Here is a 13,374-nt window from a genome sequence, read left to right on the forward strand (position 1 = left end):
GCCGCGGGGGCGGCACTGGCCGGGTGATTTCAGAGCAGTCTGATTCCCGCCGCGCGGGCGCGCCGATACAGTGCCGCCATGACTGCCGCTCCTGCATCGCCGCCGTTTCCGGATGACCCGGGCGTGTCCACGCCGGGCGATGACGCGCTGGCGCCGGTCGAGGGGTTGAGCACGTCGGCCCTGTTGTCCATGTGGCTATCGGCGCGCGCCGCCGCCCCGTTGCATTGTTCGGTGGTGCGGGCGCTGATGCGGACGCATGGCTGGACCAGCCTGCGCGCCTGGCGCCATTGGCGCGGCTATGCCGCGGACGACATGGCGCGCCGGCTCAACGTCCATCCGGCCACCTATGCGCTGATCGAGGACGGCACCGTTGACCTGGGGCCGTGGCTGCTGCCGGCGGTGGAGAAAGTGCTGGCGGACTGAGGCGCCGGCATGCCGGGAACTGATCGGACCCGCGCCGGTCTACCTGCTACGGCTCAGCCGCGGGCCCTTCCCACGACGGCACATTCTAGGAATCTCACATGTTCGGTATTGGAATCGCCCTGGCCATTCTCGGGGTCGTGTGCCTGCATGCCGCCTATGGCACCCATCGGTCGGGCTGCGAACGGCGCGACACCTACGCGCTGGCCGGGCTGGGCGTCGTTGCCTCGAGCGGCGGCGCCTTGTTGCTGGTCTAGTTTCGTCCGTTCCCCCTCGTTGTCTCGCGCCGCGGCCCTGTCGCGGCGCGTTTGCTTTGCGGCCGGGATTCCGCTCCCCCGACGCCGCCATCACGGGCTCCTGAAGCAATCGCCAACGCGCGCTTTCAGATTTAGGAGCATTCCGATTCCGGCATGAAATCGATGCCGATACAGTGCGATCCACGATGTTTCTTCGTGCGATGCGCGCTTCCCCATCCGAGGCGCCGGCCGGTTCATGGCCCGCGACAGGCATCGCGTTCAGCCGCCGGCGCCTCGCATGAGCCAGGCGCCGGCGCGCAACACCCAGACCCGCGCCGGGCATCGTCACGCGGATATCCAGGCAGGCCGCCACAGCAGGGGCCGCCGACCACGAATCAGCAAGTGAGCGTATTGTGAAGACCCATCCCTTTGTGGCCGCCGGTTCCGGCGCTCCCGATCACGGCATCCCTGCTTCGCACGCAGGCGCGGGCATGGCGGCGCAGGTTGCGCCCCGGTCGTTGCGCAGGCGCGTCAGCGCGCTGCTGCGGCTGGCCTGCCGCGTGTTGGGGCTGAAGCGGCGCAAGGGCATGGGGCTGGCGCTGCTCGGGACGGCGGGCCTGGCCCTGGGCGCCACGCCGCCGGCCTTCGCGGCTAATGGCTTGCACATCAATGCGAACGCGGACTTTTCCTGCGTCAGTATCAACGACCCGCAGACGTCCGTCAGAGGGGGCAGCAGCGTCGACACATACTTGCGCGAGAACTTCCAGTTCACGGATAACACCGAGCGCTGCTCCCCGGAGGTCGGTGGCAAGATCAACTACGGCGGCGTTGGCCAATCCAGGGACTATGTTCTGTTTTTCCCGGGCAGGGGCGCGAGCGGTGTCGGCGCCAGGTCCTTGATGCTCGGGGGCGAGCTGGCCGTCAACAGTGGCTACATCAAGTTGGGCGACGCCACGACCGGCCAGCGCATCGGCTTGTTCGATATCGACGTAGGCGATCCGCTGGGCCTGGAACTCGGCGGGTTGGCCGAAGCGAAGCGATTGGGCATCGCGCTTGGCCATACGGCGCAGGCAACGGGCGCCGAGGGCGCCACCGCGCTGGGCAACGGCAGCAGGGCGCTTGGCGAGTACGCCACCGTGGCTGGCATCGCATCCCTGGGCCGTGGCTTGCGGTCGACCGTGCTGGGGCCGAGTTCGCTCATCAATGCGGACTATTCGGTCGCGGTGGGACGTTTCGTACAGATCGGGGCCGACGCCACCCACGCCGTGGCGTTGGGCCGAAGCACCATTGTGCGCAATGCCGACAGCGTGGCGATCGGGTTGAGCGCGGCGACGTCCAGCGGCTTGTCCGTCTCCCTGGGCTCCGGCGCGCAGACGCGGGACGCGATTGCGCCGTCCGCCGTTGTGCTCAATGGCATTTCCCATCGCTTCGACAGCACTCCGCTGCAGGCGGTGGTCAGTGTCGGCAGCGCCATCCGCCAGCGGCAGATTCTCTACGTGGCGCCGGGGATGGTCGATGCGCGAAGCACCGACGCGATCAACGGCTCGCAACTGTTTGCCGCCTATGACGCCATCAAGGCCCGAGGCGCAGTCGATCAGGCGCAGGAGGGCGCGTTGGCGCGCAATGCGGCGGATCTCGCCAGCGCGCGCGGCGGGCAGGCCGCCATGACCGGATCGTTTGCGCGAGCGGTTGGCAACGCCTCGGTCGACGCGCAGGGGCGGGTCGTCATGCCGGCGGCGGCATCCGGCAATGGCGCCGCGCCAGGGCAGCCGGCGACGGTCCTGGGCGCGGTCGCTGCGTTCGATCGTGATCTCAGGGGCCAGGACGACCGCCTGGGGCAGACGTTCGATCAGGCGCTGGCCCTGATCGACAAGGTCGACGGTGTGACGCTGCCCTTGCAGGGGCTGTCGTCCGGCGAGACCGTGGCGGGCCGTATCGATGACCTGAAAGAGGCCCTGCTGATGTGGGATCCGGTCCAGGGCGTCTACCGCGCCACGCCGGTCGCCGGCTCATCGCGCCGCATTTCGAACCTGGCGGCGGGCCAGGCGGAGACGGATGCGGTCAACAAGGGGCAGCTGGATCAAGCCATCACCCAGGTGGTGGCGCAGCGTGACGGGCTGCTGCGCGAAAGCGGCGGGCAGTTGCAGGTGGGCGCGCAGTCGGCGGCGACAGTGGTGAACCTGGCCGGGAACGCGCCGCAACGCGATGCCCGCGGCAACCCGGTGTTGGGCGCGGACGGCCAGCCCGTGATGGCGGCGACGGATCGCCAGGTGACGGGCGTGGCGGCGGGCGTGAACGGCAATGACGCGGCCAACAAGGGCCAGCTGGATGGCGTGGCGCAGACCGCGACGGCGGCGCGCGACGCGGCGGCGCAGGCCGGACAGGCCGCCAATGCGGCCGGCGAGGCGGCGGCCGGCGCGCAGCGTGCCGCGGACGCGGCGCAAGGCACGGCCAGCGGCGCGCAGCAGGCGGCCACGGCGGCGCGGGACGCAGCCACGGCGGCGCAGCGCTCGGCCGACAGCGCCAATGCCAGGCTGGCCGGCATCGGTGATGGGGAAACGGTGGCGGGCCGCATCGATCAGGCGGCCAGCGCCGCGACCGACGCGGCCGGGCGGGCTGCCAATCAGGCGCTGGCCGCCGCGTTGGGCGGCGGCGCCACGGTGGGCGCGGACGGCAAGGCCGGCGCGCCGGCCTATGCGATCAGCCAGATCGGCGCGGACGGTCAGGTCGCCGGGCAGGCACGGACCGCCGCCAACGTCGGCGATGCGGTGGCGGCGCTCGACGCCAATGTGATCAGAGTGAATGACCGGGTGCTGGCGCAGGACGGCAAGCTGGGCCCGTTGATGCAGGACCTGAGCGGCCTGCGCGACGACAGCCTGTTGTGGGACGAGGGCGCGCAGGCCTTCAGCGCCAGCCATGGCAGCGCTTCGCCCAACCGCGTCATCAACGTGGCCGAGGGCCAGGCCCGCACCGATGCGGTCAACCTGGGCCAGCTGGATGCCGTGGCGCAGCTCGCGGACGCGGCGGGGGATACGGCGGCAGCGGCCCAGTCGGCGGCCGACACGGCACAAGGCGCGGCGACCCAGGCCCGGCAGGACGCACGGCAAGCGCTTGGCGCGGTGGACGGCGCGCGGCAGGCCATCGACACGGCGGACAGCGTCGCGGCGGCCGCGCGGCAGAGCGCGCAGGCGGCGCAAGAGGATGCGGCACAAGTGCGGCAGCGCGCCGAGACCGCGCAACGTGCGGCGGCGCAGGCACAGCAACAGGCCGATGCGGCACAGGGCGCGGCAAGCGGCGCGAAGCTGGTCGCCGACGACGCCCAGGCGGCCGCGACGCAGGCCGGACAGCATGCCGGAACGGCGCGGGCCACGGCCGCGACGGCCGGCACTGCCGCCGAGGCAGCGCGGCAGGCCGCGGCGGCCGCGCAGCAATCGGCCGACAGCGCCAATGCCAGGCTGGTGGGCATCGGTGATGGGGAAACGGTGGCGGGCCGCATCGATCAGGCGGCCAGCGCCGCGACCGACGCGGCCGGGCGCACCGCCAGTCAGGCGCTGGCCGATGCACTGGGCGGCGGGGTCACGGTGGGCGCGGACGGCAAGGCCGGCGCGCCGGCCTATGCCATCCGCCAGATCGGCGCCGACGGCGAGGCGGCCGACCAGGCCTTGACCGCCGCCAATGTCGGCGATGCCCTGGCGGCGCTGGATGGCAGCGTCATCAAGGTGAACGATCGGGTGCGGGCACAGGACGCCCGCGCCGCGCAGCTGACGCAGGACCTGAGCGGCCTGCGCGACGACAGCCTGTTGTGGGACGAGGGCGCGCAGGCCTTCAGCGCCAGCCATGGCGGCGCCTCGCCCAACCGCGTCATCAACGTGGCCGAGGGCCAGGCCCGCACCGATGCGGTCAACGTGGGCCAGCTGCATACGGTGGCGCAGGTCGCGGACGCGGCGGGGAACGCGGCGGCAATGGCCCAGTCGCAGGCCGACACGGCACAAGGCGCGGCGACCCAGGCCCGGCAGGACGCACGGCAAGCGCTTGGCGCGGTGGACGGCGCGCGGCAGGCCATCGACACGGCGGACAGCGTCGCGGCGGCCGCGCGGCAGAGCGCGCAGGCGGCGCAAGAGGATGCGGCACAAGTGCGGCAGCGCGCCGAGACCGCGCAACGTGCGGCGGCGCAGGCACAGCAACAGGCCGATGCGGCACAGGGCGCGGCAAGCGGCGCGAAGCTGGTCGCCGACGACGCCCAGGCGGCCGCGACGCAGGCCGGACAGCATGCCGGAACGGCGCGGGCCACGGCCGCGACGGCCGGCACTGCCGCCGAGGCAGCGCGGCAGGCCGCGGCGGCCGCGCAGCAATCGGCCGACGACGCCAACGCCAGGCTGGTGGGCATCGGTGATGGGGAAACGGTGGCGGGCCGCATCGATCAGGCGGCCAGCGCCGCGACCGACGCGGCCGGGCGCACCGCCAGTCAGGCGCTGGCCGATGCACTGGGCGGCGGGGTCACGGTGGGCGCGGACGGCAAGGCCGGCGCGCCGGCCTATGCCATCCGCCAGATCGGCGCCGACGGCGAGGCGGCCGACCAGGCCTTGACCGCCGCCAATGTCGGCGATGCCCTGGCGGCGCTGGATGGCAGCGTCATCAAGGTGAACGATCGGGTGCGGGCACAGGACGCCCGCGCCGCGCAGCTGACGCAGGATCTGGGGGCGTTGGGCGGCGATGGCATGCGCTGGGACGCCGGCGCCGCGGCATTCAGCGCCGCCAGGGCGGGCGACTCGCCGCAGCGCATCGTGCAGGCGGCGGCGGGGATCGACGCCACCGACGCGATCAACCTGGGCCAGGTGCAGGCGGTGGCGGGCACGGCGGCCACGGCGGCCGATCTGGCGGACGGGGCGGGGCGAACGGCGCAGGCCGCCGATGCCACGGCGACAGCGGCCGCGCAGTCCGCGGACGCCGCGGGCGTGACGGCTGGCGCGGCGCGACAGGCGGCGGATGCGGCCGACGCCAGACTGGCCGGCCTGGGCGCCGGCGAGACGGCGGTCGGCCGCATCGCGCAGGCGAGCCAGGCGGCCAGCCAGGCGCGCGCCGATGCGCTGGGGGGCGGCGCGGCGGTGCGCGCCGATGGTTCGCCGCAGGCGCCGGCGTATGCCGTGACCGCGATCGGGCCGGACGGGCGAGTACAGGCGCCGACGGCGCCGGCCACCAGCGTCGGCGCCGCGGTGCAGGCGCTGGACGACAGTCTGGTGGCGGTCAACGACCATGTGCGACAGGTGCGCGCGGAGGTGGCGACGATGCGCGATCAACTGGACGCGGGCGAACTCGGTCTGGTGCGCCAGGACGCGGCGACGCGCGACATCACGGTGGCCCGGCAGGCCGATGGCACGCGGGTGACGTTGGCGGGCACGGACGGTGCGCGCACCGTGTCGGGCGTCAAGGAAGGCGGGATCAGCGCGAGCAGCAGCGAGGCGGTGACCGGCTCGCAGCTGTTCCGCGTGAATCAGGATCTGTTGGCCAATACCCGGGCCGTGGGCGACCTGGAAGCCTTGACCGGCCGACAGGGCGTGACGCTGACCGCCTTGTCCGACCAGGTGCGCAGCGGCGATGTCGGGCTGACGCGGGACGAGCCCGCCAGCAACCGGGTGACCGTGGCGGCGGATCGCGGCGGCGACCAACTGGCGGTGTCCGGCACGCAAGGCGCGCGCCAGGTCACGGGCGTGCGGGACGGCCGCGTCCAGGCCGGCGGCAATGACGCGGTGACCGGCGGGCAATTGCACGCGGTGACCGAGCGCGTGAACCGGCTCGATGCGCAGGCGGGCGGCGTGGCGGTGGACAACCGTGGCGCCGGCCGCGGCGCGGCGGCGACGCCGGGCAATGGTGGCGTGGCGGCGGGCGCCAATGCGCGGGTGACGGGCGAGCGCGGCACGGCCATCGGCGGCGACGCCCAGGCGCGGGCCGAACAGGCCAGCGCCCTGGGCGCGGGGGCGAACGCGCAGGCGGCGGGCGGCACGGCCGTCGGCGCCAACGCCACGGCGACGGCGACGGGCAGCGTGGCGCTGGGCGAAGGGTCGCAGGCCATCCTGGCCAATACGGTGTCGATCGGGGCGGATGGCGGGGAGCGCCAGCTCGTCAACGTGGCCGAGGCCACCGCCGCCACCGACGCGGTCAACCTGCGCCAGGCGATCCAGCTATCGCGCCAGGACGCGAACCAGGCGCGGCAACAGGCCAATCGCTACACCGACAGCCGCGTGGGCCAATTGCGCCGCGCCAGCCAGGCCGGCATCGCATCGTCGATGGCGATGGCGGCCCTGCCGTCGACCTCGACGCCGGGCAAGTCGATGGTGGCCGTGGGCGCGTCCAGCTACGGCGGCCAGTCCGCCGTGGCGATGGGGGTGTCGGCGCGCTCGCGCGGCGGCGCCTGGGTCTACCGGGCGTCGTTGTCGGGAACCACCGGCGGGCAGACCGGCGCCTCGGTCAGCCTGACCTACGCCTGGTAAGGCGGCCTTGCGGTTTTCGGAGCATTCCGATTTCGAGGCCGGCGCCGCGCCGATACAGTGCAGACACTCCCAGACCCGCGCGGGATAGCGCTACGCGGGGACTCCACCGGCCGCCACCACCGTGGCCGCCCGATCCAGAATCAGCCAGTGAGCGTATTGTGATGACCCATTCGATTGCGGCCGCGGCCAGCGGCATTTCCTTGAACCGTGGCGCGGGCCGCGCCGGCCTCCTGGGCAGGCGCGTGCGCGCGCTGCTGCGGCGCGTCTGCCGCGTGCTGGGCCTGGGACGCCGCAAGGGGCTCGGCCTGGCCCTGCTGGGCGCCTCGGGCGCGGCCTTGATGGGCGCGACGCCCGCGCATGCGGCCAACGGCATCCACATCAACGCGAATGCCGACAGCCGGTGTGTCAGCATCAACGACCCGCAGGCCGCCCCCCCGGGCGGCCCGACGCCCGGCAATTACCTGCAGGCGAACGTGAATTTCACGGACACCACGGAGCGGTGCGATCCGACCCGGGCGCCCAACCAGAAGGACTACGTCCTGTTCTACCGGCCCGCTAATGTGCCCGGCGTGGGCGCCACGTCGCTGATGCTGGGCGGCGATCTGGCGGTCAACAGCGGCTTCATCAAACTGGGCGGCGAAGACATCGGCATGCGCATCGGCGATGCGACCACCAAGGCGGAGCTGTATGGCCTGTCGATCGGCAATGGCGCGGAGTCGAGCGCCTACAGCGCCAGCGTGGGGCGGCAGGCCAAAGCGACCGGGCGCACGGCGCTGGCGATCGGCGACAAGGCGGTCGCCAGCGGGGCGATGAGCGCGGCGCTGGGGGCCAATGCCAGCGCCGCGGCGGATCGGACCGTGGCGGTGGGCGCGGGCGCCGGCGCTAGCGGCGACAGTTCCGCGGCGGTCGGGGTCGACGCGAAGGCGTCGGGGGCCAGCGCCTTGGCCGTGGGCAAGGACGCGAAGGCCGAGGGCCAGGAGAGCGTGGCGATCGGCTACGGCGCCACCGCGACACAGGATCGCTCGGTGGCCCTGGGCAGCGGTTCGACCTCGCGCGCCTTCCAGGCCCCCGCGGCGGTGGTGCTCAATGGCAAGACCTATGCGTTCGACAGCCAGGACCTGCAAGGCGTCGTCAGCGTGGGCAGCCCCACGCTGACGCGGCAGATCGTCAACGTGGCGCCGGGGGATGTCAGCGCCAGCAGCAAGGACGCCGTCAACGGCTCGCAGCTGTTCGCGGCCTATGACGCCATCAACGCGCTGGGTGAGGTCGACAAGACGCACCAGGCCGCCATCGACAAGGGCGCCGCCGACGCGGCGGCGACCCGTGCCAGCCAGGCCGCCGCGACCGCGTCGGTGGCGCAGGCGATCGGCGGCGGCGCCAGCGTGGGCGCCGATGGCGCGATCATCATGCCGAAGCTGTCGCTGACCAGCCTCGGTACCGACAAGACCCAGCCAACCACCTTGTTGGGCGCGGTATCCAGCCTGGATGGCGCCTTGCAGGACCAGGCCCGGGCCCTGGGCGACGTGACCCGGATCGTCGGCGTGGCGGACGCCAAGGCCAGCCAGGCCGAGCGCCAGTTGCAGGGCTTTGGGCCGGACGAGACCGTAGCTGGCCGCATCGACGAGGTCAGGAAGAACAGCCTGGCGTGGGACGCTTCCCGCGATGTGTACAACGCGGCCAACGCCACCGCCGGTCAGAACCGCATCTCGAACCTGGCGGCGGGCCAGGCGGAGACGGACGCGGTCAACAAGGGGCAGCTGGATCAGGCCATCACCCAGGTGGTGGCGCAGCGCGACGGGCTGCTGCGCGAAAGCGGCGGGCAGTTGCAGGTGGGCGCGCAGTCGGCGGCGACGGTGGTGAACCTGGCCGGGAACGCGCCGCAACGCGACGCCGGCGGCAACCCGGTGTTGGGCGCGGACGGCCAGCCCGTGATGGCGGCGACGGATCGCCAGGTGACGGGCGTGGCGGCGGGCGTGAACGGCAACGACGCGGTCAACAAGGTCCAGCTGGACGGCGTGGCGCAGACCGCGACGGCCGCGCGCGACGTGGCGGCGCAGGCCGGACAGGCCGCCAATGCGGCCGGCGAGGCGGCGGCCGGCGCGCAGCGCGCCGCGGACGCGGCGCAAGGCACGGCCAGCGGCGCGCAACAGGCGGCCACGGCGGCGCGGGACGCGGCCGCGGCGGCGCAGCGCTCGGCCGACAGCGCCAATGCCAAACTGGCCGGCATCGGTGATGAGGAAACGGTGGCGGGCCGCATCGACCGGGCGGCCAGCGCCGCGACCGACGCGGCCGGGCGGGCCGCCAGCCAGGCGCTGGCCGATGCACTGGGCGGCGGGGCCACGGTGGGCGCGGACGGCAAGGCCGGCGCGCCGGCCTATGCCATCCGCCAGGTCGGCGCCGACGGCTCGGTGGCCGACCCGGCCCAGACCGCCGCCAATGTCGGCGATGCGCTGGCGGCGCTGGACGCCAATGTGATCAAGGTCAACGACCGCGTGCGGGCGCAGGACGCCAGCTTGACCCAGCTGACGCAGGACCTGAGCGGCCTGCGCGACGACAGCCTGTTGTGGGACGAGGGCGCGCAGGCCTTCAGCGCCAGCCATGGCGGCGCCTCGCCCAACCGCGTCATCAACGTGGCCGAGGGCCAGGCCCGCACCGATGCGGTCAACGTGGGCCAGCTGGATACCGTGGCGCAGGCCGCGGACGCGGCCCGATCGTCGGCGGACAACGCCCAGCGCACCGCCGCAACCGCGCGCGATACGGCCGTCGCGGCCCAGGCGGATGCCGCCACGGCCCGCGACACGGCGGTCGCCGCGCGGCAGGCCGCCGAGGCGGCCCAGGGGACCGCGACGGACGCCCGCCAGACGGCGCAGGCGGCGCAGGGAACGGCCGCCGACGCGCAACAGACGGCGCAGGCGGCGCAGGCGGCCGCGACCGGCGCGCAGCGCACCGCCGGGGCAGCCCAGGACACGGCGCGCGAGGCGCAACAGACGGCGTCGGCGGCGCGCGACACGGCGGACGGCGCCCAGCGCACCGCCGACGCCGCGCAAGGCGCGGCCAGCGGCGCGCAGCAGGCGGCCACGACGGCGCGGGACGCGGCCGCGGCGGCGCAGCGCTCGGCCGACAGCGCCAATGCCAGGCTGGCCGGCATCGGTGATGGGGAAACGGTGGCGGGCCGCATCGATCAGGCGGCCAGCGCCGCGACCGACGCGGCCGGGCGCACCGCCAGTCAGGCGCTGGCCGATGCACTGGGCGGCGGGGTCACGGTGGGCGCGGACGGCAAGGCCGGCGCGCCGGCCTATGCGATCAGCCAGATCGGCGCGGACGGCAACGTCACGGCGCCGGGGGTGACCGCCGCCAACGTCGGTGACGCGATGGCGGCGCTGGATGCCAATGTGATCAAGGTGAACGACCGGGTGCTGGCGCAGGACGGCAAACTGGCCCAGCTGACGCAGGACCTGAGCGGCCTGCGCGACGACAGCCTGTTGTGGGACGAGGGCGCGCAGGCCTTCAGCGCCAGCCATGGCGGCGCCTCGCCCAACCGCGTCATCAACGTGGCCGAGGGGCAGGCCCGCACCGATGCGGTCAACGTGGGCCAGCTGGATACCGTGGCGCAGGCCGCGGACGCGGCCCGATCGTCGGCGGACAACGCCCAGCGCACTGCCGCGACGGCGCGCGATACGGCCGTCGCGGCCCAGGCGGATGCCGCCACGGCCCGCGACACGGCCGTCGCCGCTCGGCAGGCCGCCGAGGCGGCCCAGGGGACCGCGACGGACGCCCGCCAGACGGCGCAGGCGGCGCAGGGAACGGCCGCCGACGCGCAACAGACGGCGCAGGCGGCGCAGGCGGCCGCGACCGGCGCGCAGCGCACCGCCGGGGCAGCCCAGGACACGGCGCGCGAGGCGCAACAGACGGCGTCGGCGGCGCGCGACACGGCGGCCGGCGCCCAGCGCACCGCCGACGCCGCGCAGGCAGCGGCCACGGGGGCGCAACAGACCGCCGCCGTGGCGAGCGACGCGGCCGCGGCGGCGCAGCGCTCGGTCGACAGCGCCAATGCCAGGCTGGCCGGCATCGGGGAAGGTGAAACGGTGGCGGGCCGCATCGACCAGGCGGCCAGCGCCGCGACCGACGCCGCCGGACGGGCCGCCAGCCAGGCGCTGGCCGCCGCATTGGGCGGCGGCGCCACGGTGGGCGCGGACGGCAAGGCCGGCGCGCCGGCCTATGCCATCCGCCAGGTCGGCGCCGACGGCTCGGTGGCCGACCCGGCCCAGGCCGCCGCCAATGTCGGCGATGCGCTGGCGGCGCTGGACGCCAATGTGATCAAGGTCAACGACCGCGTGCGGGCGCAGGACGCCAGCTTGACCCAGCTGACGCAGGACATGCGCGACCTGCGCGGCGACAGCCTGCAGTGGGACGCGGGCGCGCAGGCCTACAGCGCCATGCGTGGCGACGCCTCGCCCAACCGTATCGTCAACGTGGCGGACGGCCAGGCGCCGACGGATGCGGCCAACAAGGGCCAGCTGGATACGGTGGCGCAGGCCGCCGGCGGCGCCCGCTCCGCCGCCGAGGCGGCGCAGCAACAGGCGGCGTCGGCGCAGCAGGCGGCCACGCAGGCCCGCGATACCGCGCTGTCGGCGCAGGCCGTGGCGACGGATGCGCAACGGTCGGCCACTGCCGCCAATGCCAGGCTGGAAGGCATCGGCGAAGGCGAGACGGTGGCGGGACGGATCGCGCAGGCGGGCCAGGCGGCCAGCCAGGCGCTGGCGGCGTCCCTGGGCGGCGGCGCGGCGGTGCGCGCCGATGGTTCGCTGCAGGCGCCGGCGTATGCCGTGACCGCGATCGGGCCCGACGGGCGAGTACAGGCGCCGGCCGCGCCGGCCACCAGCGTCGGCGCCGCGGTGCAGGCGCTGGACGACAGCCTGGTGGCGGTCAACGACAACGTGAATCGGGTCGGGGCGCAGGTGGCGGCGACGCGCCAGCAACTGGACGCGGGCGAGCTGGGGCTGGTGCGCCAGGACGCGGCGACGCGCGACATCACGGTGGCCCGGCAGGCCGACGGCTCGCGGGTGACGCTGGCCGGCACGGACGGCGCGCGGACCCTGGCAGGGGTCAAGGAAGGCGAGATCAGCGCGAGCAGCAGCGAGGCGGTGGCCGGCTCGCAGCTGTTCCGGGTGAATCAGGATCTGCTGGCCAACACCCAGGCCGTGGGCGACCTGGAAGCCCTGACGGGTCGGCAGGGCGTGACGCTGACGGCCCTGTCGGACCAGGTGCGCAGCGGCAATGTGGGACTGGTGCGGCAGGACCCATCGACCCAGGCCGTGACGCTGGCGGCGGATCGGGGCGGCAGTCAGCTGGACCTGTCCGGCACCGCCGGCGCGCGCCAGGTCACGGGCCTGCAGGACGGCCGCATCCAGGCCGGCAGCAGTGACGCGGTGACCGGCGGGCAACTGCATGCGGTGACCGAGCGCGTGAACCAGCTCGATGCGCAGGCCGACGGCGTGGCGGTGGACAGCCGCGGCGACGGCAGCGACCGCGCCGTGGTGGCGCCGGGCAGCGGCGGGGTCGCCGTGGGGGCCAGCGCCCAGGCCATGGGCGATCGCGGTACCGCCGTCGGTGGCGGCGCGCAGGCCCAGGCCGCGAATGCGACGGCGGTGGGGGCCGGCGCAAGCGTGCAGGCGGCGGGCGGCACGGCCATCGGCGCCAATGCCACGGCGACCGCGCCGGGCAGCGTGGCGCTGGGCGAGGGATCACAGGCCACCCGCGCCAATACCGTGTCGGTGGGCTCGGCGGGCAACGAACGCCAGGTCACCCACGTGGCGGCCGCCGCCCGGGACACCGACGCGGTGAATCTGCGCCAGGCCACGGGCATTTCGCGCCAGGCCGCCGGGCAGGCGCTGGAGCAGGCCAATCGCTACACCGACAGCCGCATCGGACAGCTGCGCACCGAAGTCAATGCCGGCATCGCGTCGGCGATGGCCATGGCGGCGCTGCCGTCGGCGTCGTCGCCAGGCAAGTCCATGTTCGCCATGGGGACGTCGCTATACAACGGCCAGTCCGCCATCGCGATGGGGCTGTCCGGACGGTCGGCCAACGGTGCGTGGGCATATCGAGCCTCCAGTTCCAGCACCAAGGACGGCGACATCGGCGCGGCGGTGGGGGTTGGCTATGAGTGGTAGCGCCAGATTCCGGCTTGGCGGGCAAGCCGTGCCGGCTTTGCGGTATGAACCGCGTCA

4 protein-coding genes are annotated in these 13,374 nt (G+C 74.3%); all 4 read left to right on the plus strand.

Going from position 1 to position 13,374, the window contains the following annotated elements; all coding sequences use genetic code 11:
* The first annotated feature begins 78 nt into the window (after window positions 1-78).
* The 4 genes from I6I07_RS17450 to I6I07_RS17465 all read left to right on the plus strand — a co-directional run bounded on the left by I6I07_RS17450 (window position 79) and on the right by I6I07_RS17465 (window position 13,317).
* Window positions 79-423 carry a helix-turn-helix domain-containing protein gene (locus I6I07_RS17450; protein ID WP_198483027.1) on the plus strand — a complete coding sequence of 115 codons (345 nt, stop codon included), beginning with the start codon at window positions 79-81 and terminating at the stop codon, window positions 421-423.
* Between the two features lie 98 nt (window positions 424-521).
* Complete coding sequence (locus tag I6I07_RS17455) at window positions 522-677, plus strand: hypothetical protein (protein ID WP_198483028.1); 156 nt, start codon at window positions 522-524, stop codon at window positions 675-677.
* A 470-nt stretch (window positions 678-1,147) separates the two neighbouring features.
* Complete coding sequence (locus I6I07_RS17460) at window positions 1,148-7,144, plus strand: YadA-like family protein (protein WP_198483029.1); 5,997 nt, start codon at window positions 1,148-1,150, stop codon at window positions 7,142-7,144.
* A 161-nt stretch (window positions 7,145-7,305) separates the two neighbouring features.
* Window positions 7,306-13,317: a YadA-like family protein gene (locus I6I07_RS17465; RefSeq protein WP_198483030.1), complete on the plus strand. Its 6,012-nt coding sequence runs from the start codon at window positions 7,306-7,308 to the stop codon at window positions 13,315-13,317.
* Window positions 13,318-13,374: the final 57 nt, after the last annotated feature.

The organism is Achromobacter deleyi (genome assembly GCF_016127315.1).
Classification (GTDB): domain Bacteria; phylum Pseudomonadota; class Gammaproteobacteria; order Burkholderiales; family Burkholderiaceae_B; genus Achromobacter; species Achromobacter insuavis_A.

Coding starts and splice junctions, on each gene's coding strand:
- I6I07_RS17455 (WP_198483028.1), top strand. CDS start 522: ATGTTCGGTATTGGAATCGCCCTGGCCATTCTCGGGGTCGTGTGCCTG.
- I6I07_RS17450 (WP_198483027.1), top strand. CDS start 79: ATGACTGCCGCTCCTGCATCGCCGCCGTTTCCGGATGACCCGGGCGTG.
- I6I07_RS17460 (WP_198483029.1), top strand. CDS start 1,148: ATGGCGGCGCAGGTTGCGCCCCGGTCGTTGCGCAGGCGCGTCAGCGCG.
- I6I07_RS17465 (WP_198483030.1), top strand. CDS start 7,306: ATGACCCATTCGATTGCGGCCGCGGCCAGCGGCATTTCCTTGAACCGT.